This is a genomic window from Geodermatophilus sp. SYSU D01176 (genome assembly GCF_054050015.1).
Map to the genome: position 1 here is coordinate 1 of NZ_JBJGYN010000054.1, position 22,292 is coordinate 22,292.

The 22,292-nt window shown below is 75.1% G+C and carries 25 protein-coding genes; 12 read left to right on the plus strand and 13 right to left on the minus strand.

Going from position 1 to position 22,292, the window contains the following annotated elements; genetic code table 11:
- Window positions 1–121: 121 nt before the first annotated feature.
- The 11 genes from ACI78Z_RS21200 to ACI78Z_RS21250 form a co-directional block, all read right to left on the minus strand.
- Window positions 122–634, minus strand: coding sequence for a hypothetical protein (locus ACI78Z_RS21200; protein ID WP_457038508.1), 513 nt, complete (start codon window positions 632–634; stop codon window positions 122–124).
- Window positions 635–839: 205 nt separating this feature from the next.
- Window positions 840–1,271: a hypothetical protein gene (locus ACI78Z_RS21205; protein WP_457038509.1), complete on the minus strand. Its 432-nt coding sequence runs from the start codon at window positions 1,269–1,271 to the stop codon at window positions 840–842.
- Complete coding sequence (locus tag ACI78Z_RS21210) at window positions 1,268–2,146, minus strand: metallophosphoesterase family protein (protein WP_457038510.1); 879 nt, start codon at window positions 2,144–2,146, stop codon at window positions 1,268–1,270. Before ACI78Z_RS21210 ends, ACI78Z_RS21205 begins: the two co-directional genes overlap by 4 nt.
- Before the next feature lie 146 nt (window positions 2,147–2,292).
- On the minus strand, window positions 2,293–2,721 hold the full coding sequence (locus ACI78Z_RS21215; RefSeq protein WP_457038511.1) for a hypothetical protein: 429 nt from the start codon (window positions 2,719–2,721) through the stop codon (window positions 2,293–2,295).
- Entirely contained in the window at window positions 2,718–3,260 is a 543-nt protein-coding gene (locus tag ACI78Z_RS21220; protein WP_457038512.1) for a hypothetical protein, read from the minus strand. The genes ACI78Z_RS21215 and ACI78Z_RS21220 overlap by 4 nt, the downstream gene beginning before the upstream one ends.
- A complete protein-coding gene (locus ACI78Z_RS21225) occupies window positions 3,248–3,397 on the minus strand; it encodes a PEP-utilizing enzyme (RefSeq protein ID WP_457038539.1) in 150 nt (49 codons plus the stop codon). The genes ACI78Z_RS21220 and ACI78Z_RS21225 overlap by 13 nt, the downstream gene beginning before the upstream one ends.
- A gap of 12 nt (window positions 3,398–3,409) precedes the next feature.
- The gene (locus ACI78Z_RS21230) at window positions 3,410–4,336 is read right to left on the minus strand and encodes a hypothetical protein (RefSeq protein ID WP_457038513.1); all 927 of its coding nucleotides are present in this window, start codon (window positions 4,334–4,336) and stop codon (window positions 3,410–3,412) included.
- Window positions 4,333–5,256, minus strand: coding sequence for a PEP/pyruvate-binding domain-containing protein (locus tag ACI78Z_RS21235; protein ID WP_457038514.1), 924 nt, complete (start codon window positions 5,254–5,256; stop codon window positions 4,333–4,335). Before ACI78Z_RS21235 ends, ACI78Z_RS21230 begins: the two co-directional genes overlap by 4 nt.
- A 136-nt stretch (window positions 5,257–5,392) precedes the next feature.
- Window positions 5,393–7,690: an MMPL family transporter gene (locus tag ACI78Z_RS21240; RefSeq protein WP_457038515.1), complete on the minus strand. Its 2,298-nt coding sequence runs from the start codon at window positions 7,688–7,690 to the stop codon at window positions 5,393–5,395.
- Window positions 7,691–7,810: 120 nt separating this feature from the next.
- Window positions 7,811–8,323, minus strand: coding sequence for a hypothetical protein (locus ACI78Z_RS21245; RefSeq protein WP_457038516.1), 513 nt, complete (start codon window positions 8,321–8,323; stop codon window positions 7,811–7,813).
- On the minus strand, window positions 8,320–8,808 hold the full coding sequence (locus tag ACI78Z_RS21250; protein ID WP_457038517.1) for a hypothetical protein: 489 nt from the start codon (window positions 8,806–8,808) through the stop codon (window positions 8,320–8,322). Before ACI78Z_RS21250 ends, ACI78Z_RS21245 begins: the two co-directional genes overlap by 4 nt.
- Window positions 8,809–9,115: 307 nt before the next feature.
- Here ACI78Z_RS21250 and ACI78Z_RS21255 point away from each other — a divergent pair, with 307 nt between their 5' ends.
- Both ACI78Z_RS21255 and ACI78Z_RS21260 read left to right on the plus strand, forming a co-directional pair.
- Window positions 9,116–9,472, plus strand: coding sequence for an STAS domain-containing protein (locus ACI78Z_RS21255; protein ID WP_457038518.1), 357 nt, complete (start codon window positions 9,116–9,118; stop codon window positions 9,470–9,472).
- Window positions 9,473–9,571: 99 nt separating this feature from the next.
- Window positions 9,572–9,724 carry a hypothetical protein gene (locus ACI78Z_RS21260; protein ID WP_457038519.1) on the plus strand — a complete coding sequence of 51 codons (153 nt, stop codon included), beginning with the start codon at window positions 9,572–9,574 and terminating at the stop codon, window positions 9,722–9,724.
- A 97-nt stretch (window positions 9,725–9,821) separates the two neighbouring features.
- On the opposite strand, the gene ACI78Z_RS21265 is transcribed toward ACI78Z_RS21260, so the two are convergent.
- Window positions 9,822–10,229 carry a four-helix bundle copper-binding protein gene (locus tag ACI78Z_RS21265; protein WP_457038520.1) on the minus strand — a complete coding sequence of 136 codons (408 nt, stop codon included), beginning with the start codon at window positions 10,227–10,229 and terminating at the stop codon, window positions 9,822–9,824.
- Between the two features lie 197 nt (window positions 10,230–10,426).
- Between ACI78Z_RS21265 and ACI78Z_RS21270 the strand changes: the two genes are divergently transcribed.
- Genes ACI78Z_RS21270 through ACI78Z_RS21290 form a run of 5 tightly spaced genes read left to right on the plus strand, consistent with a single transcriptional unit; the run spans window position 10,427 to window position 15,147 of the window.
- Entirely contained in the window at window positions 10,427–12,043 is a 1,617-nt protein-coding gene (locus ACI78Z_RS21270) for a molybdopterin-dependent oxidoreductase (RefSeq protein ID WP_457038521.1), read from the plus strand.
- Window positions 11,947–12,885, plus strand: coding sequence for a molybdopterin oxidoreductase family protein (locus ACI78Z_RS21275; RefSeq protein ID WP_457038522.1), 939 nt, complete (start codon window positions 11,947–11,949; stop codon window positions 12,883–12,885). Before ACI78Z_RS21270 ends, ACI78Z_RS21275 begins: the two co-directional genes overlap by 97 nt.
- The gene (locus tag ACI78Z_RS21280; protein WP_457038523.1) at window positions 12,882–13,364 is read left to right on the plus strand and encodes a hypothetical protein; all 483 of its coding nucleotides are present in this window, start codon (window positions 12,882–12,884) and stop codon (window positions 13,362–13,364) included. The genes ACI78Z_RS21275 and ACI78Z_RS21280 overlap by 4 nt, the downstream gene beginning before the upstream one ends.
- A gap of 31 nt (window positions 13,365–13,395) precedes the next feature.
- Window positions 13,396–14,616, plus strand: coding sequence for a cation:proton antiporter domain-containing protein (locus ACI78Z_RS21285; protein WP_457038540.1), 1,221 nt, complete (start codon window positions 13,396–13,398; stop codon window positions 14,614–14,616).
- A gap of 15 nt (window positions 14,617–14,631) precedes the next feature.
- Window positions 14,632–15,147: a DUF421 domain-containing protein gene (locus ACI78Z_RS21290; RefSeq protein WP_457038524.1), complete on the plus strand. Its 516-nt coding sequence runs from the start codon at window positions 14,632–14,634 to the stop codon at window positions 15,145–15,147.
- On the opposite strand, the gene ACI78Z_RS21295 is transcribed toward ACI78Z_RS21290, so the two are convergent.
- A complete protein-coding gene (locus ACI78Z_RS21295; protein ID WP_457038525.1) occupies window positions 15,128–16,489 on the minus strand; it encodes a DUF2254 domain-containing protein in 1,362 nt (453 codons plus the stop codon). The genes ACI78Z_RS21290 and ACI78Z_RS21295 overlap by 20 nt on opposite strands.
- Before the next feature lie 185 nt (window positions 16,490–16,674).
- Between ACI78Z_RS21295 and ACI78Z_RS21300 the strand changes: the two genes are divergently transcribed.
- The 5 genes from ACI78Z_RS21300 (at window position 16,675) to ACI78Z_RS21320 (ending at window position 22,155) form a co-directional block, all read left to right on the plus strand.
- The gene (locus tag ACI78Z_RS21300; RefSeq protein WP_457038526.1) at window positions 16,675–17,448 is read left to right on the plus strand and encodes a hypothetical protein; all 774 of its coding nucleotides are present in this window, start codon (window positions 16,675–16,677) and stop codon (window positions 17,446–17,448) included.
- A 1-nt stretch (window position 17,449) separates the two neighbouring features.
- Window positions 17,450–18,454: an ion channel gene (locus ACI78Z_RS21305; protein WP_457038527.1), complete on the plus strand. Its 1,005-nt coding sequence runs from the start codon at window positions 17,450–17,452 to the stop codon at window positions 18,452–18,454.
- A gap of 194 nt (window positions 18,455–18,648) precedes the next feature.
- Window positions 18,649–19,116: a nuclear transport factor 2 family protein gene (locus ACI78Z_RS21310; protein ID WP_457038528.1), complete on the plus strand. Its 468-nt coding sequence runs from the start codon at window positions 18,649–18,651 to the stop codon at window positions 19,114–19,116.
- 30 nt (window positions 19,117–19,146) lie between these two features.
- Window positions 19,147–19,650 carry a hypothetical protein gene (locus ACI78Z_RS21315; RefSeq protein ID WP_457038529.1) on the plus strand — a complete coding sequence of 168 codons (504 nt, stop codon included), beginning with the start codon at window positions 19,147–19,149 and terminating at the stop codon, window positions 19,648–19,650.
- Between the two features lie 480 nt (window positions 19,651–20,130).
- Window positions 20,131–22,155: an FAD-dependent oxidoreductase gene (locus tag ACI78Z_RS21320; protein WP_457038530.1), complete on the plus strand. Its 2,025-nt coding sequence runs from the start codon at window positions 20,131–20,133 to the stop codon at window positions 22,153–22,155.
- The last annotated feature ends 137 nt before the right edge of the window (window positions 22,156–22,292 follow it).

A 22,292-nucleotide genomic window follows, 5' to 3' on the forward strand; every position in this document is an offset into this window, starting at 1 on the left:
GGGGCGGGGCGGCACCCCCACCCACCCCCCCCACCCCCCCCCCCCCCCCCCCCACCCCCCCGCCCCCCCCCCCCCCCCCCCCCCCCGCCCCCCCCCCCCCCCGGGGCCGTGAGGGGCCTCGTCAGTCGACGTTCTCGAGAACCTCGACGCTGTCCGCGACGACGTAGGGCTCCTGCTCCCACTCGGCGAACAGCGCGTCGTCGAGGTCCACCCCCAGCTCCTCCTCGACCTCGGTGACGACGAAGGGCTCCTGCACCGTGCCCGTCACCTCGACGGTGGTCTCGGGCGCCAGCTGCGCGTTCCCGGTGGCGCCCACCACGAGCAGGGCCTCCACCGTGGTGTCGTCGGTGCCGGCGATGGTGAAGGCCTCAGGGGTGATCACCTCGTTCACGTCGGCCGAGAGGGTGACCTGCTCGCCCACGTACTCGTCGACGCCCTCGTGGAACTCGGTGTCGTACGGGCCCTCGAAGGGCTCCTCCTCGAGGGCTTCCTCCTCGACCACGTCCTCGACGTCGGCACCCGCCTCCGAGCCGGCCGTGTCGCTGCACGCGGTGAGGCCCAGCGTGGAGACGGCGGCGACCGCGGCGACGGCGGTGCGGATGCCCTTCGGCGTGCTGCCCAGGGTGGTGCGCATGGGCGTTCCTCCTCTCGCCGGGCGGTACCCGGCGTCGGTGACTGCACGTCCACCGTGCCCGCGGCACCCGACGCCATCCCGGGTGTGGCGGGTTCGTCACCGAGCTGACAAGGGGCCGCGGGGCAGCCCCGACCGGTGTGACGACGAGGTGACGCCGCGCCGGTGTCCCCGCGGGGCCCGCGGCCGCGCCGGCTCGCCGGTCCGGTCAGCGGCCGGGGGTACCCACCGGCGTCAGCCAGCGCAGCAGGCGCCGCCGGGCGGTCTCGGCGCACAGGACCGCGACGACGAGCGCGCCGCCCCAGAGGACGGGGGCCAGCGTGGCTGCACCAGGGACCCGGGGGACCGCGAGGAGGAGCAGTGTGGGGACCGCGGTCGCGCCGGTCGCCAGCACGCCGAGGGCGGCGAGGGCGGCGATCCACCGACTGGCGGGGGCACCGGCACCGGGCGCGCGCAGCCGGCGCCAGGCGAGGACGGCGGCCACCACCCCGACCACCGCGCCCACGCCGAGGAGGTCGGCGCTGCCCGCGACGCCGGCACCACCCCGGCCGCCGGCCGCCCGCACGACGAGGGCCGGGGCGAGCACCAGCGCCAGCACCAGCAGGGCGTACGCGGCGGCTCCCGCCCGGCTCCGGCTCACCGCCCTTCCCTGGCGCGCAGCTGGAAGCGGTCGAGCACCTGCCCGTCGGCCCGCACCGAACGTCCCGTCAGCCGGTCGCCGGCGACGTCCACGTGCAGGTACCGCAGGGCCGACGCGGCGGCCACGGTGAACCGGCTGCGGCCGACCGGCGTGGTCTTGCAGCCGCCGCCGCTGACCACGTAGGTGACGCCGTCCACCGGCCGGGTGCGCTCGTAGTGGTGGTCGTGCCCGCTCAGGACGAGGTCGACCGACCGGCGCGCGAACACCGGCCCGAGCACCTCCCGGGCCCCGGGCGTGGAGCCGTGCGACCCGGAGGAGAACAGCGGGTGGTGCATGCAGACGACCTTCCACTGGTTGGTCGAGCGGGCCAGGGCGTCGTCGAGCCACTCGACCTGCGCCGTGGCGTCGGCGCCGAACAGACCCGGGGCGCTGGCGTCCAGGTAGAAGAAGTCCACCGGGCCGTGGCTGGTCGTGTAGCTGCGCGCCGGGGTGCCGAGCAGCCGGAGTTCCGCGTCGATCTCCGCGAGACTCTCGTCGCTGTGGTGCAGGTCCCCGTCGTGGTTGCCGATGGCCAGCTCGAACCGCACCCCCGCGTCGATGAGCGGGCGCATCGGCCGGACGAACACGTCGTCGAACCGGTCCTCGACCCGGCCGTAGTAGCAGAGGTCCCCGAGGTGGGTGACCAGTCCGTACGGCGACGCCCGGTAGCCGCGCGCCATGCGCTCGGCCACGGCCATCGCCTGCCGGCCCCCGCTGCCGGTGTCGCCCACCGCGGCGAAGGTGAGCCGGTCGGCGGCTGTCGACCACGCCGTGGCCGGGAGCGCGAGGTCGGGGGCGGCGCCGGGGACGAGGTCCTCGCTGGCCAGGCGGGCCACAGCCCGCCGGTGAGCCCGCCGCCGGCGGCGAGCGAGCCGGCCACGCCCAGGCCGGCGGCGAGCAGCTGCCTGCGGGTGAGCTGCGGCACGGGGGAGGCGACCTCCGGGACCTGGGGGAGCGGGCGGGGTTCGCGCCCTCCGCAGGGTCAACGCCGGCCGGCGGCAGGTGTTCCGTTGCGCCGCCGGTCGTCGGCGGCCGGCGTGACCGTCTCCAGGTGCCGGACGTCGAGCCGCAGGTGCTGCACGCGCAGGTCCGACAGGCAGCCGCGCAGCTCCCGCCGGTCGAACTCGTCGAGCCCGGGGCGCAGCCGGAAGGCGAACACGCCGTCGCCGACGGCGCGGAACGACTGCTCCACCACGTCGGCGTTGACGAGCAGCCGGCAGGTGCTCACCAGGCCGTGGGTCATCTCGGCCCGCACGTCGGCGTTCTCGCGCACGACGTCGGCGGCGACGACCACCTCGGTGTAGGAGCCCTCGGCCTGCTCCACCTCGACGGTCATCAGCTCCGCGCGCAGCGCCAGCAGGCCGGTTCCCGCCAGCGCGGCGGCGATCAGCCCGACGAGGAGCCGCTTCATCCCGGCGTCCCCGCCGACGGGCCGAGCAGCACCGGCAGCCCGGGGTCCTCGGTCGCCGCGCAGCCGGCCAGCACCTCGGCCGTGGTGGGGACGAGGGGGGCGGCCGGGAACGCGACGTCGCAGAGCCGGCCGGCCAGCTCCTCCTCGACGCCGGTCCGGGCCGCCGCGCCGGCCAGCCGCTCGACCAGCCACGCCACCGCGGACAGCAGGACGCCGCCGCCGATCAGGAAGGGGATGAAGACGGAGCTGCGGTCGGGGTCCGGCGGGCGCAGCCAGCGGAACGGCGGGGCCTCGACCGGCGCGCTCCGCAGCCGGTGCAGGACCGCGAGCGGCGCACGGTCCGCCCCCGCGGCCACCCGGCGCTCCAGCCGGCCCAACCGGCGCAGCACGAGCGCGGTGCCCGACCCGATCAGCGCGGCGAGGAAGAGGACGCCGACCAGCAGCGCCCGGTGCCACTCCCAGCGGTACACGTACACCAGCACGTAGCCGCCGGAGGCGACCAGCGTCAGGGTCGCCACCGCCCAGCTCACGGCACGCACGACGGCACCTCCTCGACCGCCCCGGTGGCCCCGTCCACCCGGACGACGGTGCCCGGGGGGAAACGCTCCTGCGCCCGGGCGAGACCCACGACGGTCGGGACCCCGGCCTCGCGGGCGAGGATGGCCAGGTGCGCCAGCGCGCTGCCGGTCTAGGCGACCAGCCCGGCGAGCCCCGGCAGCAGCGGCGCCAGCGACGGGTCGAGGGTGCGGACCACGAGCACCGCGCCCTCGGGCGGGTCGTCGCCGTGGTGGACGACGCCAGCGGCGCTCGCGCCGCCCGCTCCGGCCGCGCCCGTCCCGCCGCCCTCGGGCACCGGCGCGCCAGTGTCGCTGAGCCGGAACCGGGCGGGGAGCGGATCGGCCGGGGTCACCGGTCGCGGGTCGGCCGACGCGGCCGGGTCCTCCACCAGGGCGGCGAGCTCGGCCAGCGGCAACCCGCGGACGTCGTCCGGCCGGGCCAGCCGCCCCGCCCCGGCGAGCCGCGCACCGAGCGTCCAGGCCGCACGGGCGCCCAGCTCCTGCAGCCACCGCACGCGCAGCCGCAGCGCCTCCCGCAGCAGGCCGGGGTCGTCGGGGTCCGCGGGCGGGCGCTCACCGGGAGCCCGGACCTCCGCCGGCAGGGCGGGGACGGCACGCACCTGGGGAGGGCTGAGGGCGAGGACCACCGGGTGCTCGGCCACGATCCGGTCGTCGGGCAGGCCGGACTGCCGGGCCCGCGCCAGGACGGCGAGGGCGACGCCGACGCCGGTGGTGCTGGACCCCTCCCGGTCGACGAGCAGGCCGACGAGCAGTTCGTGGGCGTGGACGGACACCAGGGCTCGCCGGGTCCGGTACAGCAACCCGACGAGCCGGCGGTCGTCGAGGCCGTCGAGGGGTGGCACGTCGGCCAGGGCGCTGTCGGCCGCGTCGAGGACGTCCCGGACCAGGGCGGGCAGCGCCGCACGCAGCCGACCGACCCGCCAGGAGGCGTGCAGCCGCCGCAGCCGCGGGCGCGGGTCCAGCTTCTCCCGGACCCAGGTCGTGCCGGAGCGGGGTTCGAGGAGATCGAGGTCGACGGCGACCCGACCGCCGATCACGGTGACCAGCGGCGAGGCGTCCGCCGCCGCGTCGGAGCCGTCCCGGCGAGCACCAGCGCGCGCCGCAGCGCCGTCCGGAGCGGATCCACCCACAGGTCGGCCTCCAGCGGCTGCAGGGGCTCGGGGAACGTCTCGGCGACGGGTCCGGGACCCAGCACCGGCCCGGCCGGCCGCCCGCGGGGCTCGGCGGTGACCGGGCGGCTCTGCAGCAGCCGCAGCCGGCCGTGCCGCTCGTACGCCCACTCCACGTCCTGCGGTCCGCCGAAGACCTCCGCCGTCCGCTCGGCCAGCCGCACCAGCTCGCGCAGCCGGCGCCGGGACAGCCGGGAGCCCCCCTCCCCGTGGACCACCGCGACCGGCCGGCCGTCGCGGTCGAGCTCGTAGCGGGTGCCGTCGACCCGGCCGCTCACGAGGCGGTCGGGGCCGCCGTCGACGGCGGCCACCACGACCCGGTCCTCCCGGCCGGTGACCGGGTCGATCCCGAAGAGCACGCCGCCGCAGCGCACGGTCAGCAGCGGCTGGACGAGCACGGCGATCGGTTCCCGCCCGGTCAGCGACGCCGAGCCGGCCGCCGCGCGCTCCCGGGAGGCCACGACCAGCCCGACGGCCCGGCCGAAGCCCTCCCGCCCGCGGACGCCGACGACGGACTCGAACCGGCCGGCCATCGAGGAGCCGGCGAGGTCCTCGACGGCCGAGCTGCTGCGCACGACCAAGGGCACCGCATCGCCGTGGGAGAGCCGGCGCCAGGCGTCGAGCACGGCGGCGGGGAGCGGCGCGCCGGCGGCGAGCTGCTCGGATGCCGCGGCGGTGATGACGAAGCCGGGCACCACCGGCAGCCCGTGCCGGGACGCCGTCGCCAGGGCCGCGGCCTTGGCCCCGGTCATCCCCGGGTCGGCCGCAGGGGCGTCGTCCAACCACACGACGGACGGGCTGTCGCGGCGGGCGGGGACCCCCTCGGGGGCGGCGGACGGGAGCGGGTGCACCCCGTCCGTGTTGCCGCTGGGACCCCGTCGACCCGCGGCGCCGCCGGAAGGTCTCGGGACCGACGGCGGACCGTCATCGATCGGCAACACCCGCGCGGTCGGGCGCCACGGTGCCGGCCAGGGCGGCCGGCGGGTGTCCTCCGGGCGACGAGGCCGCGGTGCGGATGCGCCGGCCGGGCCAGCCTGCGATCCGGCCGAGGAGGGTGAGCACGGCGGGGGTGAGGACGGGCCGGATGAGGAAGGTGTCGAGCAGGAGGCCCACCGCCATCGTGAAAGCCACCTGGCGGAAGGAGACCAGCGGGATGATGGCCACCATCGCGAACGTGGCCGCGAGGATCACCCCGGCGGCGCTGATGGCCCGGCCCGTGGCCGGCAGGGCCAGCGCGATGGCCTGCCGCAGGGGATGGCGGTCGGCCCGCTCCCAGATCGCGCCGACCGCGAAGACGTTGTAGTCGGAGCCGAGCGCCAGCAGCAGGACCGCGGTGGTGAAGGGGACGTAGAAGGTCAGCCCCGGATCGCCGCGCACGTCCTGGAAGACGAGCACCGTCAGACCCAGGGCGGCCGCGACGCTCAGGACACTGCAGGCCAGCAGCACCACCGGCGCCACCAGAGCACGCAGGAACACGGCGAGGACGACCAGTTCCACGGCGAGCGCCGCCAGCAGGATCCGCCACAGGTTCTCGCGGGTCAGCTCCACCAGCTCCGCGGCGATCGCCGTCTGACCGGTCACGGCCGCGGTCGCGTCCTCGACGCCGGCCGCGAGCAGCAGGGCGGGCAGCCGGTCCCTCAGCAGCGCCAGGTCCGCGAGGGCGGGCGCGGCGAGGGGATCGCCGTCGAGGATGACGACGAACCGCGCGGCGTCCCCGTCGTCCGCGAGGAAGACGTCGAGCTCGTCGGCCACCGGGTTCTGCGCCGGGCCCAGCACTGCGGCCACCCCGGGCTGCGCGCCGATGATCTGCTGCAGCCGGTCCAGCGCGTCCCGCTGCCCGGTGACGCCGATCCCCTCGACGAGGACCTCGGTCGGTGCGACGACTCCGCGGATCCCGGCCTCCTCCAGCACCTCGGCCCCCTGCCGCACCGGGTCACCGGAGGGCAGACCGGAGGTGAACGAGACGTCGAGCCGCATGTGGAGGACCGGCAGCGCGGCCAGGGTGAGCAGCGCCGCGCAGAGGAGGGTCGTCACGGCCGCACCCCACCGGTTCGTGACCCCCCGGACCAGCCGGCCGCCTCCACCCGAGGACGTGCCGGGGGACGGTCCACCGCCCGTCCGCAGCCGCCGGGGGGCGAAGAGGGCCCGGCCGAGCACCGCGAGCAGGGCGGGCACGAGGGTCAGCGACACCAGGAGGCCGACGACGACCGTCAGCGCGAGAGCCGGTCCGAACGCCTGGAACAGCTGGAAGTCCGCCACGAGCAACGCCGCCGTCCCCCCGGCGACGGTGATCCCGGCGACGGCCACGATCGGTCCCTCGGTGGCGAGGGTGCACCGAGCCGCCTCGGCGCGGTGCAGGCCGCGTTCCAGGTGGTGCCGGAACCCGGAGAAGAACAGCACGCAGTAGTCGGTCACCACGCCGATGAGCAGCGCCGCCGTCAGCGGACGCAGCTGACCGGGGAGCGCGAACCCGAGGACGCCGGCCAGGTACTCCAGCACCCGGACGGTCACCAGGTAGCCGATCCCGGCCACGAGCAGGACCACGACCGGGGCGACGACCGACCGGAAGGTCAGGGCCACCACCAGCGCGATCAGCACGAGGGTCGCGATCTCGAACAGGTGCAGCCGCGACTCCAGCTGGTGGACCTGGCGCACCTGGGCCGGCACGACGCCGGTCACGTACGTCTGCACCGACGGGTCGTCGGTGAAGTGCGCGGCGTACTCCTCGGCCAGCGCGACCCGGTCCTCCAGCGCGATCCACTCGGTCGTGTAGAGGTAGGTGACCGCGGTCGTGGGAGTGGTCGTCGGCACGGGGACGGCGGCCTCGACCCGGCCGGCGCCGGAGCCCCCGGGATCCGCCATCGAGGACTGCGTCGTGGCCAGGGCCCACAGGACGACGTCGGCGCGGGTGAGGGGGTCCAGGCCGTCGGGGTCGTGCACGACCACGGAGGTCTCGGAGAGCGCGGGGACGCGGAACTCCTCCAGGGAGCGCTCCAGCACGGCGACGGCCTCGCTGTCCGCGGGCAGGAGGCTGCCGATGTCACCCCCACCCCCGCCGCCGTTCCCGGGGAGGGCCACGGTGGTGACCACCGCCGCCGCGATCCACACGCCGATCACCAGCCAGCGTCCGGAGACCACCGCGGCTCGCAGCGCGCGACCGGGCAGGCGCAGGACTCTGCGCAGCCGGCTGCCCCGCGCCACGGCACCGTGCTGCTGGGACATTCCGACCCCCAGGAGGAGGGCCCCGGACGGGCCGGGAGGGGTGGCGTGGACGGGTGCGCGCTCAGGGCAGGGGCGGCGGCCTGCCGGTGGGACGCCCGGGCGACCCCGCCGACGGGTGCGTCAGCCGGTGGGGGACGCGGGCGGGGAGGGCGTGGGTGCGGCCGGTGGGGACGTGGGCGGCGCCGACGGCGGCTCGCTGGGGCCGGCCGGGTCCCCGGGACGCCGGACGTCGACCCGGCAGGCCGCGGTGCCGCGTTCCAGCTGGTCCTGCAGCGGCCGCAGCTCGTGCACCACCTCGTCCAGCCGCCGCGCGTCGAACGCGAGCAGAGCTCCGGCGAGGTCCTCGATCGCGTCGTAGGTCTGCTCCGCGGCCGCCACGGCGCGCAGGCAGGCGTCGGAGACGCGCGCCTCCGCCCCCGAGTCGGGAGACGGGTCCTGCCCGGCTGGGTCGGACGCGACGGGGGGAGCAGCGACGGTCCCGGCGGCGTCGTCGTCGGTGGCGGCAGCGATGCCCGCACCGAGGACGCCGCCGATGGCCAGGCCCACGGCCAGGGCCCCGCCGGCCAGCCACCGGTTCGTCCTCCGCGGGCCTGCGCCGTCCGCCAGGGGTGCGGGACGGGTCCCGCCCGTCACCGGTGACCGCCCACTCGCGGCACCGGGGGGCCCGCCTGCGGGTCGGCCGCGTCACCGGCGCGGTCCCGGGGACCGGCCGTGCAGCTGCAGTCGCCGGACGGGTCCAGGACGAGCAGCGGTCCCCCGGCCGCACCCGTGGCGTCGGTCCGTGCCCCGAGCAGGTCGAGGCCGCCCGTCGCGGCGCCGGGAGGGACGCGGTGGACCTCGAACCCGGGCGCTGCCGGGATCCGGTCGTCGACGAGGAGGGGGATGCGCCGGGGTGGGAACGGGCCCGCTGCGGGGCAGCTCCGCGGGCGGGTGCGGCGCGAGCGCAGGAGCCGGGCGCACAGCTCCGGACGGACGTGGATGGCGACCGGCTCGGCCGTGCCCGGCCGCCAGGCCTCCCTGAGGAGGTCGCCGGGCGTGTCCGCCGGCGCCCCGGGCCCGCCGGCCGGTCCCCCGCTCCGTGCGTGCACCGGTCGTCCCGGGAGGGTGGTCACGGTCATGGTCGCTCCTCGCTGGGGAACGGGCCGCGGCATCTCGAGGGCGGCCCGGACTCCGGATGCCCGGGCGGGGGAGGACGACGCGGGATGTCGCGCCGTCGTCGCGGAGCTGTAACGACCCCGCAGCAGACCGGTCCGCCCTGGCGATTCCGTCCCGGACGCCGGGACGGCGGCCCCGCGGGTGGGGAATGCGACAGAGCCGTGACGCTTCCCGGGCGACCGTTGAACCGGCGCGGGGAACCGGCGAGCGTGGAGCAGGACACGTCGGTCGAGACACGACCGGTCGCCTCGGCCGATGGGAGGCACGCGCATGGCGATGACCGGAGACGTGGGCAGTTCCCGCGCCGAGGACCGTGGCGCGGGCTCCGAGCGGGAGCCGGCCGCCGGCTCGGCGGCCGCCGAGGACTCGGTCTTCTCCGAGTCCATCGACCGTCGGACCGGATCCATCCGCGCCCGGGGCCGCCTCGACGGCCGGGCTGCGGACATGCTCGGCGGGACCGTCGACGCCCTGCACCGCAGCGGCTGGGGACGGATCGTCCTCGACCTCGGTGGGGTGCAGGCCGTCGACGGCGCCGGCCTGCGAGCCCTCCGCTCCCTGGAGAGGCGGATCGCGGCCGACGGAGGGCACGTCGCGCTGCTCAACGAGCCCGAGCCCGGCGCCGGCTGAATGACGCCGACCCGATCCGGCGCACCCGGGGTGGACTCCCTCGTCCCCGTCGGACCGGGTGCTGCTCCAGCCGCGACCCCGTGTCCCCGGAGGTGGACGATGCGCGGACCCGTTCTCCTGCTCCTCGTCGCGTGCCTGGCCGTCGTCGTCGGCGCCCTCGTCGAGGGCCGGTTCTGGCTGTCCGTCGTCGCCCTCGCGTTGTCCCTGGTCCTCGGAGCCGTGGCCCTGAGCGCCGCCCACTGGCGCGCCTGACCCCGTGCCGCCGTCCCCGGGGGACGGCGGCGGGCGACTCCACGGATCCGTCCGGGCTCACCGGCTGCCCGTGGACCAGCACCCCGACGACCTCCGGTCAGCCGAGAGCGGCGATGAGGTCGCGGCAGGCCTGCTCGCAGCGACGGCAGGACTCGGCGCAGATCCGGCAGTGCTCGTGCATGTCCGCGTGCTCGGCGCACTCGTCGCCGCACGCCCGGCAGGCGGCGGCGCAGGCTTCGAGCACCGCGCGGGTGAGGTTCGCGTCGTAGCCGGTGTGGCGGGACAGCACCCGCCCGGTGGCCTCGCAGAGGTCGGCGCAGTCGAGGTTCGACCGGATGCACTTCGTGAGCTCGGCGACCATGTCCTCGCTGAGGCAGGCGTCGGCGCACGCGGTGCAGGCCTGGGCGCACTCGTAGCAGGCCTCGATGCAGGCGCGCAGCTTCTCCCTGTCCACCCCGCCGAGGTCCTTCGGGTAGGTCCCGAGCATCTGTCCGGCAACGGTCATGGTTCCTCCTCGTGTCGGTGGCGGACGCCACCCGAGCGCGTCCACGACTGGCACCGACGTCCCCGCCTTACCCCGGCTCGGGGTCGGCCCGGGCGGTGTCACAGAACTGTCATGTGCCCGGCTGCGCCGCCTGGGTGCATGCGGGTAGGGGGCACTGGCCCGCGACGAGGTGGGCGGATGCGCGGAGGGAGCACCGGATGACCCGGGTCGACCGGATCGCCGAACCATGGGGGACCAGGACGCCGTACGGGCCGGGGGAGACCTGGCCCACGCGGGTCGACCAGTACCTCGCCGAGGGGCTGACCGAGGAGGACGTCGACCGCTGGGTGCAGTCGGCGACGATCCTGCACTCCAACGGCGACGGCCTGGACATCGCGGTCAAGGACGGGCGGATCGTCGGCGTCCGCGGCCGGGCCGTCGACCGCGTCAACCACGGCCGGCTCGGCCCCAAGGACCTCTTCGGCTGGCAGGCCAACCACTCGCCGGACCGCCTGACGAAGCCGCTGATCCGGCGCCGCGGAAAGCTGGTGGAGACCGACTGGGACACCGCGATGGACGCCGTCGCCGGGCGGTGCAGGCAACTGCTGCAGGAGCAGGGGCCCAGCGCGATCAGCTTCTACACGACCGGGCAGCTCTTCCTCGAGGAGTACTACACCCTCGGCCTGATCGCGCACGGCGGCATCGGCACCAACCACGTCGACGGCAACACCCGGCTGTGCACCGCGACCGCCGCCGCAGCGCTGAAGGAGACCTTCGCCAGCGACGGCCAGCCCGGGTCCTACACCGACGTCGACTCCGCCGACGTCATCGCCCTCTACGGGCACAACATGGCCGAGACCCAGACCGTGCTCTGGAGCCGCGTGCTCGACCGCCTGGTCGGCCCGAACCCGCCGAAGGTGATCTGCGTCGACCCGCGGGAGACGCCGGTCGCCCGGGCGGCCACCGTGCACCTCGCGCCGCGCCCCGGCACCAACGTGGTGCTGGTGAACGCGCTGCTGCACGAGATCATCCGCAACGACTGGGTCGACCACGAGTACGTCGCGGCGCACACCGTCGGCTACGCCGAGCTCGAGAAGCAGATGAAGGAGTACAGCCCGGAGGTCGCCGCCGAGGTGTGCGACGTGCCGGTGGAGCGGATCCGCGAGGCGGCCCGCATCCTCGGCACCGCCAGGCGGCTGCTGTCGACGGTCCTGCAGGGCTTCTACCAGTCCCACCAGGCCACGGCCGCCGCCGTCGGCGTCAACAACGTCAACGTCATCCGCGGCATGCTCGGCAGGCCCGGCTGCGGGATCCTGCAGATGAACGGCCAGCCCACGGCCCAGAACACCCGTGAGGCGGGCGCCGACGGCGACCTCCCGGCGTTCCGCAACTGGTCCAACGACGCGCACATCCAGGACCTGGCGCGGGTCTGGAACGTCGACCCGGTGCAGATCCCGCACTACTCGCCGCCGACGCACATCATGCAGCAGCTGCGCTACATGGAAGAGGGCTCGATCCGCTTCCTGTACGTGACCGCGACCAACCCGGCGGTCTCGCTGCCCGAGCTGGCCCGGATCCGGTCGATCCTCGCCCAGGACCGGCTCTTCCTCGTGGTCCAGGACATCTTCCTGTCCGAGACCGCGCAGCTGGCCGACGTCGTCCTCCCGGCCGCGACGTGGGGGGAGAAGACCGGCACGTTCACCAACGTCGACCGCACCGTGCACCTGTCCGAGAAGGCGTGGAGCCGCCGGGCGAGGCGCGGTCGGACCTGGACATCCTCATCGACTTCGCCCACCGGCTGGGGCTGCAGGACAAGGACGGGCAGCCGTTGGTGAAGTGGACGGACGCCGAGGGCGCGTTCGAGGGATGGAAGGAGTGCAGCCGCGGCCGGCCGTGCGACTACACCGGCATGTCCTACGACAAGCTGCGCGGCGGCAGCGGCATCCAGTGGCCGTGCAACGACGAGCACCCCGACGGCACCGAGCGCATCTACGTCGACGGGCAGTTCTGGGCCCATCCGGAGTACTGCGAGAGCTACGGCCGCGACCTGGTCACCGGTGCGCCCGTCGAGGAGACCGAGTACAAGGCGCTCAACCCGACCGGCCGGGCGGTGCTCAAGGCGGCCGAGTACGTGCCGCCGCACGAGCTACCCAGCCAGGAGTACCCGTTCCAGCTCATCACCGGGCGGACCCTGTACCACTTCCACACCCGGACCAAGACCGGCCGCGCACCCCAGCTGCACGCGGCCGCGCCGGAGGTCTGGGTGGAGATGTCGGCCGGCGACGCCGCCGACCGCAGGTTCGCCGAGGGCGACCTGCTCGAGATCAGCACCCCCCGGGGCCGTGTCCGGGCCCGGCTGCGGATCAGCGGCATCCGACCCGGGGTGCTGTTCCTGCCGTTCCACTACGGCTACTGGGACACCGAGGACGGTGCGGCGCCCCGGAGGAAGCACGACGGGCGGGCCGCCAACGAGCTGACCCTGACCGACTGGGACCCGGTGTCCAAGCAACCGATCTTCAAGACGGCGGCCGCGCAGGTGGAATGCGTCGGCAAGGGCAGGGGCACCCCGGCTCCGGCCCCCACCACCACGGGGTCGGCGCCGGTCACCGGCTCGGTCCCACCGACCGAGGGCGGGGACGCCGCTCGTGCGGAAGAGCTCCTGGGAGGTCACGCGTGAAGCTCGACCTGGTGATCGAGGAGCTGCACCGCTCCGAGAACCACCTGGTGACAGTCCTGACGTCGATGTCGGACAAGCACAAGGCCGACCACGAGGTCTTCTACGTCACCCGGGACATGGCCACGTGGTCCCGGCAGCACGTGGCCGAGCTGGCGCGAGTCGGCTCCGACTTCGGCCTGGACCTGGCTCCGGAGGCGTCGGAGGACCCCGGCCTGCTGGCGAGCGTGAAGCAGCGCACCTCGGACATCCTGGGCCGCCGGTCCACGCCTGGCCTGCTGCTGCTGGCCGATCTGCGCCATCTGTACCGGGAGGCGGCCGGCGTCTCCCTGGACTGGGAGATCCTGGCCCAGTCGGCCCAGGGCGCGAAGGAGCGGGAGCTGCTCGACCTTGCCGAGCGCTGCCATCCCCAGTCGCTGCGGCAGGCGCGCTGGGCCAACGCCCACCTCAAGGTGGCCTCCCCCCAGGTCATCGCCAGCTGACCGGGACAGCGCGGAGACCGGACCGGTGCTGATGGACGTCGTCCTGCTGTCGGCAGGCGTGCTGGGGTTGGTCGTGGCGGCGCTGTCCGGACGCCTGCGCCGGTGGCCGGTGGACGAACCGGTGCTCGCCCTCGCGCTGGGCGTGGTCCTCGGACCGGAGCTGCTCGGCGTGCTCACCGTGCCACCGCTGACCGAGGACACGACCTGGCTGCACACCACCACCCGGCTCCTCCTGGCCATCTCGGTCATGGCGGTCGCCCTGCGCTACCCGGTGCGCGACGCGCGGGCCCGGCTGCGCCCGGTGCTCCTGCTGCTGGCGGTCGCGATGCCGGTCATGGCGGTCGTGACGGCCGGCGTGGCGGCGACCGTGCTGGGCGTGGGGCTGGGCACCGCGGCGCTGATCGGCGCGGCTCTCTGCCCCACCGATCCCGTGCTCGCCTCGAGCGTGGTCACCGGCGGCCCGGCCGAGGAGGACCTCCCGGCCCGGGACCGGCAGATCCTCTCCCTGGAGTCCGGCGCGAACGACGGCCTCGCCCTGCCCCTGGTGCTCCTCGCCGTCGCCGTCGCCGGCGCCGACAGCATCGGCGCCGCACTCGTGGAGTCGCTGTGGCAGGTCGCGGGGGCGGTCCTCCTGGGGGTCCTCCTCGGCTGGTTCGGCGCGCGAGCGCTGCGGGCGGGGGAGGAGCACGGCTCCACCGACACCGGGCCGCGGTTGCTGTTCACGGCGGTCCTCGCGTTCCTCGTGCTCGGGGCCGCCGGTCTCCTGCACGTCGACGGGATCCTCGCGGTGTTCGTCGCCGGGCTGACCTTCAACGCCGCGGCCACCGGACCGGACCGCACCGACGACGTCCCGATCGACGAGGCGGTCAACCGGTTCCTGGTCTGCCCGCTGTTCGTCGGCCTCGGGGTGGTCCTGCCCTGGTCGGCGTGGCTGGGCCTGGGGTGGCGGGGGCCGGCGCTGGCGCTCGGCGTCCTGCTGCTGCGGCGGCTGCCGGTCGTGTGGCTGCTGCGCCGCCCCCTGGGCCTGGGGCGGCCCGACGCCGCCTTCCTCGGCTGGTTCGGGCCGATCGGGGTCTCGGCGCTGTTCTACCTGGCGCTGGAGGCCGAACGGCTCGCCGTGGACCCGGTGGTGCTCGCCGCGGGCAGCCTCGTGGTGGCGGCGAGCACCGTCGTCCACGGCGTCACGTCCTCGCCCGGCCGGGTGCTGTACCGGCGCACCCGCGCGGCGGCGACCGACAGCTCCGCCACCTGAGGGAGGCCTGCGCGGATGTGGTTCGACTCGTGGTCCGACCTGACCCGGATCCTCGCCGTGGGCGCGAGCGCTTATGCGACGGTGGTCGTGGTGCTCCGGATCTCGGGCAAGCGCACGCTGGCCAAGCTCAACGCCTTCGACCTCGTGGTCACCGTGGCCCTCGGCTCGACGCTGGCGACGATCCTGCTCAGCAGCGACGTGTCCTGGGCGGAGGGCGCGGTCGCCCTGGCCCTGCTGGCCGCCGCGCAGTTCACCGTCGCCTGGGTCACCGCCCACCGGCCGGACGCGCGGTCGGTGGTCACCGCGCGGCCCACTCTCCTCCTCCGCGACGGGGAGCCGCTTGAGGACGCCCTGCGCGCGCAGCGGGTGACGATGGGCGAGATCCGGCAGGCGGTGCGGGCATCCGGCTCCGGGGACCTGTCCTCGATCGCCGCGGTGGTGCTGGAGAGCGACGGATCCCTCAGCGTCATCCCGACCTCGGAGGCGGGGGACGCCTCCAGCCTGCGCGGGGTCAGGGGGTTCGATGCGTGACCCGCCGCGGAGCGCACGTGTGGGCCGCCGGTGACGGAGTCGGGAACCAGCGGCCGGCGAACGCGTCGGCCAGCTGGGAACGCCACGAGGCGATCTCCTCCGGAGCGATGTCGGTGGAGTCCTCCGCTCGCCGGACCACCCGCTCCAGTTCCCCCCGCAGCTCCTGGTCGAGCCCGCCCCCCGCTGCCCGCCAGGCGAGCTCCCGGAGCAGCCGGGCGAGGCGGCGCAGCACGGCGGGCTGCCCCTCGGCGAACGTGATCGGCTCCTCGAGGCCCAGCCGGAGCAGGGACCGGGCATCCCACTGGGGCAGCACGAACCGCAGGACGCCGTCCCCGTCCCGGCACGGGGTCGGCTCCAGCGGGCGCGTCACGAGCTCACCGAGCAGCGCGGAGACGTGGGAGAGGGCGTGGACGGCCGTCGTCGGGTCGTTCGTCCCCGGCGAGAGGGCGCGGACGGCGATGTCGACCACCTTGCGGAGGCTGTAGGCGATGTCGTGGTCGGGGGTCGGCTCGAACCCCAGGTGCACGTGGTCCTGCACCGCCCGCTCGACCTCGGCCAGGTCCGGTGCCGCGCCCGAGCCGCACGGCCAGACGTGGGCCAGCGGTGTCCCGGCGACGACGGAGTCGCCGATGCGCGCCTCGAGGAGCACCACCACGTCGGCTGCGGCCGCCGCGGCGGCGATCCGGTGCCCGTTCACGTCGGTGACGAAGCCGCTCTCCGTGGCGGGGACCGGTGTCGCCGGGCCGGAGGGCGGACCGCCCCCTGCTGCGGCGTCGTCCTCACGGCCCGGCAGCTCCCGGGCGTAGGTGTCCCGCGCCTCCTCGGAGACGTCCCGCAGCATCGTCTCCACCCGCAGGGACCGGGCGAGGTGCCCGAGGAACAGCACCAGGCCGACGACGCTGGCCAGGGCGAGGACGAAGCCGACGGTGACCGAGAGCCGCGGGACGAAGGCCGGCCCGGTCGACTCCTCCGTCCGCACCGTGCGCAGCACCGTGAGGGCGTAGACGAAGGTGCCCACGAGCAGCGCCAGGGTGGCCTGGACCACCCGGTCGGTGACGAAGGTCTGGAGGAACCTGGGTGAGTGCTGGCTGCTCGCCAGTTGCAGGGCCACCACGGTGAACGAGAACGTCAGCCCGGTCACGGAGATGAGTGACCCGGCGATCGCCGCGAGCACGTCCCGGGCCGCCGAGGGGCCACCGCCGAAGACGAGCGTCAGCGGATGCCGGCCACCGGGTTGCTGGAGGACCTGGTCCAGTGCCGGCAGCCCGACGGCCAGGCCGATCGCGACGACGATCGCCAGCACCGGGAGCGGCCACAGCGAGCTGTGCAGGCGTGCCCACACCGCCGTCCAGGCGCGCCGGAGGGGTCCTCGGCCGGAGGCTCGTCGCACGGTCTCTCCGTACCTCGACGGACTCCCCGGCCACGGCACCACGCGGAATGTCATGAGGTCGTCACCTGGAACCCGAATGCCCACCGGTACCCGGGGAAGGGCAGGTCGCCGGTGCAGGCGGCGACAGGAGGCTCCAGGTGGACCCAGGACTCACGACGACGCAGGCCCTCGTGGGGGCTCTGGTCATCAGCTTGCTGCTGGCCGCCCTGCACGTGGCGGCTCCCCGGATGCGCCGGCTGCCGTTCGTCCCCGAGGACGTGACCGGCTCCTTCGCCGGGGGGCTGGCGGTCGCCTACGTCTTCCTGCACCTCCTACCGGAGCTGGCGGAGGGGAACGAGGCGATCGGGGAGGTGCTCGAGGACGTCGTCGAGCCGACGCCACTGCTCGATCTCGGCATCTTCCTCGTCGCCCTCGCCGGGTTCGCCGCCTTCTACGGGTTGGAACGTCTGGCCCGGTTGCGCGCGGCCACCGGTGCGCGTGGACGGGAGCCGGCCGGGGTCTACTGGCTCCACCTCGGTTCGTTCATGGTCTACAACGGCCTGATCACCTACACGATGGCCCTGCGCCTGCGGACCGGCCTCGCCTTCGCCGTCCTCTTCGCCGTCGCGATGGCCCTGCACTTCGTGCTCACCGACCGGTCCCTCGAGGAGCACTACCCGCGACGATTCCCTCGTAGTGGACGGGCCGCGCTGGCCCTCGCGCTCCTGGCCGGGTGGGTCCTCAGCGCGCTGTTCGCCCCGACGAGCACGGTCGTCGTGGCGCTGCTGACGGCCCTCCTCGGGGGATCGATCCTGCTCAACGTCTTCAAGGAGGAGCTGCCCTCCACCGGGCGGTCGAGCTACCGCTGGTTCCTCACCGGACTGGTGCTCTACGCCGCGCTGCTGGCCCTGGTGACCGCGGTGGGGGAGTGAGGTGCTCGGTGCGGCGGCCGTCGCCGTCGGCGCGGCGCTCGTCCTCGGTGTCCTCCTGGACGTCCTGGCCACCACGCTCACCCTCGGCGAGGGAGCCGGCTGGCTGACCCGTCGCCTCCTGGCGTGGCTCTGGAGCGGGATCCTGCGGCTCCGGCCGCGGGGGAGCCGGTCGAGACTGCTCTCCGACGCGGGGCCGGCGCTCCTCGTGCTCACCGTGCTGATCTGGGTCATGGCCACCTGGGCCGGGTGGTGGCTCGTCTTCCTCGGCAGCGGGTCGGTCGAGTCCGCCGAGACCGGCGCTCCCGCCTCCGCCGCGGACGTCGCCTACTACGCCGGGTACGCCGTCTCCACCCTCGGCGTGGGTGACTTCGTCGCCGACTCCCCGGTCTGGCGGGTCATGACGTCCGTCGCGAGCTTCGGCGGGCTGGCGCTCGTCACCCTGGCGATCACCTACCTGCTGTCGGTGGTCTCCGCCGTGGTCACGCGCCGGGCGCTCGCCACGCAGATCACCGCGTTGGGCGCGACCGCGGGTGAGATGGTGGTCCGGGGGTGGACGGGTGCCTCCTTCGCCCCGGCTTTCACCCAGCACCTGGTCGGCCTGGCCGGTCCGCTCGCGACGGTCGCGCAGCAGCACTTCGCCTATCCCGTGCTGCACTACTTCAGGAGCAGTTCCCCGGACGAGTCGGCGCCGGTGGCGATCGCCGTGCTCGACGACGCCCTGTCCCTGCTGACGGCCGCGGTCGATCCCGCCGCGGCACCGGAGCGGGCTGCCGTCGAACCCGCTCGTCGCGCCATCGCCCGGTACATCCGGACGGCGGGTGGGACGTCGGGCCCACCGTCCGACCACGCCCCGCCGCCTGCACCCTCCGTGGAGCCGCTGCGCCGCTCCGGGGTGCCCCTGCGTCCGGACGCCCTCTCCGCCACGTGGCTCGACGCCGAGGTCGGCCGCCGGCGCAGGCTGCAGCAGCTCGTCCACGAAGCCGGGTGGTCCTGGCCACCGTCCTGATGCCGCCGGATGTCGGCGATCGGACCCGGTTGTGTCACTCCCGTGACGAAGCCGCCGACCGCCGTTTCCGGCCCGACGCCCCGGGCAGCCGGGTGACAGGTCGCCTGACGAGGGGAGCGGGATCGGGCCGACCCCGGCCCGGCGGCCCCGTAGGGCGGCCGGGCACCGTCACACCGGAGACGACGGAGGACCACGTGGACGAGACGATCCGAGAGCCGGCGCTGCGGCACCGGAGCAGCCGGGACGTCCTCGCCGCCCACCTACGGCTGCGCAGGGCGGGAGAGCTCGAGCAGGACCTGCGGGAGAACTACTCCCCGCACGTCGTCGTCCTCACCGCTCGAGCGGTCTTCCGGGGTCACGACGGCGTCAGGAGGTCGGCGCACCGGCTCTGGGCCGCGATCGGCGGCCAGGGCGGGTACACCTACAGCCAGGTGCTCGCCGATGACCGGGTGTGCCTGCTCGAGTGGCGGGGTGGCGACGACCGCTTCCGCGTCCGGTGCGGTGTCGACTCCTATCTGATCGAGGACGGCTGGATCACCGCTCAGACCGTCCACTACCGCGTCGAGGACCTGACCCTGTCGACGTCCGGCGACCACGTGGTCGCCGATCAGGACGGGCTGCCGTCTCTCGCCGGAGGACGACCCCGGCCTGGCCACTGGTGAAGGGGTCCGGGACCCACTGAGGAGAACAGCATGTCTGCTTCGCGTTCGCGCCGCCGGGCCCGCCTGGGAGCCGTGACGGCGCTCCTGCTGGCCGGGACGGCCGCGTTGTCGGCCTGCACGGAGAACCCCCAGCAGCCGGCGACGGGGAGCGACGCCTCGGACATCCGCGGGCCCGAGGACCTGGAGGACCCCTACGACGGCCCTTACACGGCCGACTTCCACACCGACGTCGAGGCCTACGTCGACCAGGAGGTGACCCTCGAGGCGTCGGTGGATCGTGTCGTCTCACCCATCGCCTTCACCATCACCGGACCCGATGGTGAGGACGTCGCGCCCCTGCTGGTCGTGGTCGACGACCCGCTGCCCGACCTCCAGGCCGGCCAGGACGTCGTCGTGGCGGCGACTCCGCAGGACGACTTCGCGGTGTCGGCCGTGGAGGACCGCCTGGGTGCCCACGTGCCCGAGGAGCCCTACGAGGAGTGGGAGGGCGAGCCGTACCTGAGCGCGAGCAGGGTCGCCGTCGGCACCCGGTGAGCGGCGGCGACGTCTCGCCCGACGAGATCGGTCAGCGGCCCGCCGCGGCCCGCGAGCTCGCCCGGCGGCAGCCGCACCTCGTACGTGGTGTCGGCCAGGTGGCCGGTGACGTCCCCGCTGGTCGGGTGAGACCAGGTCACCGCTGCGTGGGCGATCGCGTGAGGGGCCATCGTGTGGTGGTCGGCGAGACCACGGTCATGGTCCACGCGGAAGGACGCAGCGCACGATGACCCCGGACCAGTCTGCCCTGAGCGTGGTGCTCGACGCACGGAAGGCCGCCGATGCCGCCGACCGGACCCGGTCGGCGGCCACCACGATCCACCGGTCCTGATCGAGTGGGACGGGCCGCGCCGTCCGGGCGGCGCCGCACGATGGTCACGTCACCGTGGCAGCCTGCCGAGAGCCCGTGCGCCATCGGCGGCAACCCGTCGCCGCGAGCGGTGCACCCGGAGCGCACGCCAGGAGAGCGAGGAGATCTGCATGTCGGACACCGTGTCCCGGCCTTCGGCACAGGCCGCAGGCGACCAGTCCCGCTGGCCGCTGCTGTTCTCGCCGGGCGAGGTCCGTGGTCGGCGGATCCCGAACCGGATCGTCTCGACCCCCCACGCCACCGGCTGGGGCGCAGGTGGTGTCGTCGCTCGTGCCGAGGTCGACTACCACGTGCGCAAGGCGGCCGGTGGCGTCGGGCTGGTGATGACCTTCGGGTCGGCGTCCGTGGACCCCGAGAGCGCCGCCTCCTACGGGTCGGTGTCGTTGTGGGACCCGCAGAACGACGCCGCGCTGCGTGCTCTGGCCGACGGCGTGCACGCCCACGGGGCGGTGTGCATGTCGCAGATGACCCACATGGGGCGCCGCGGGAGCTCCCTGCTGTCCGGTGTCCCGCTGCGCGGGGTGTCGGACCTGCCCGAGGGCGTGCACCGGGAGGTCCCGGTCGTGCTCGCGGCCGAGGAGCTCGCGACGCTCGTCGAGCGGTTCGCCGAGTCCGCGAGCCGGCTGCACCGGTTCGGGTGGGACGGCGTGGAGGTGACCTCGTTCGGCGGGCACCTGGTCGAGCAGTTCTTCGACCCGGCGGTCAACACCCGCGACGACGAGTACGGCGGCTCGCTGGAGAACCGGGTCCGGTTCGCCCGGGAGGTCCTCGCCGCGGTGCGCGCGGCGACCTCCGAGGACTTCATCATCGGCTTCCGGGTGACCGCCGACCAGCACCTCCCTGCGGGCATGACCCGGCAGGACCTCCGGGACGTGGTGGCCGCCCTGACCGCGGACGGCGTCGTCGACCTGCTCAGCGTCAGCGCCGGCACCGGGGCCACCGAGCGCAGCAGCTCGTTCTTCGTCCCGGGTGACGAGGTCCCCGAGAACGCCAACAGCGAGCTGGCCGCGGCGATGCGCGGCGTCACCGGGATCCCGGTGATCGCCGCCGGGCGCATCCTGGACGCGGAGACCGCCGAGCACGCACTGCGCGACCAGGGCGTCGACTTCGTCGCGATGACCCGGGCTCTGATCGCCGATCCCGACCTGCCCCGGAAGCTCCTGACCGGCGGCCGACCGAGGCCGTGCATCAGCATCAACGAGGGGTGCATCGGCCGGCTCTACTCCGGGATGCCGATGGAGTGCTCCATCAACCCGGCGATCCGCGCCCCCGAGCTCGGCGACGGTGCCGACGTCGGCACGACAGCCGATCGTGGGGTGCGGGAGCACGTCGTCGTGGTCGGGGGAGGTGTCGCCGGAGCCGAGGCCGCCCGCCGCGCCGCCCGCCGGGGCAACCGGGTGACCCTCCTGGAGGAGCGGCCACGGCTGGGTGGGCGGGCCCGCACCGCCGGCCTGCGGCGCGGACGCCAGCGGTGGGACCTCTACCTGGACTGGCTGGACGCCGAGCTCCGTGACCTCGGCGTGGACATCCGGCTGGGAGCTCCGGCGACCGCGGACACCATCGCCGCGCTCGCGCCGGACTCCGTCGTCCTCGCCACCGGGTCGCGGCCCCGCCGGACCTCGTGGCACGACAGCGGCGTGGCGGTCGCCGACGCGGACGAGGTGATCGTCGCTCCGCCGGTGCCCCGGGGAAGCGGGGCCGTGACCATCGTCGATGCCGAGGGCGGCTTCACCGCACCCACCGCCGCCGAGGCCCTCGTCGGGGCCGGGTGGACCGTCCGGATCATCACCGACCTGGCCTACGTCGCCGCCACGGTGGACCCGACGCAGGTGTGGTTCGTCCGTCGCCGGCTCAAGAAGGCGGGGGTCGACCTGCAGGGCCGGGTCGAGCTCGTCCGGGACCGTGAGGGCTGGGGGCTCCTGGACCTGGAGTCCGATGACCGGCGAGCGGTCGCCGCCCCGGACCTGATCGTCCTCGCCGGGCACCGCACCGCGCGCGACGACCTCTTCCGCACGCTCGTCGAGGCCCTGCCCCGCACGCCCATCCGCCGCGTCGGGGACGCCCTCGCCCCACGCAGCCTCCGCGACGCCGTCGCGGAGGGGGCCGCCGCCGGGGACACGAGCTCGAAGGGGTAGCGGAGGTCGGGGCCACGCCGGCCTGCGGTAGGTGAGCCGCGGCTCGGGGCTCGCGCTCTCGGGTGGCTGTCGCCGGCTCCGTTTCGATCGGGTGGTCTGTGCCCGCCGCGTTCCCTCCCCGAGCCCAGCGCTGCGAG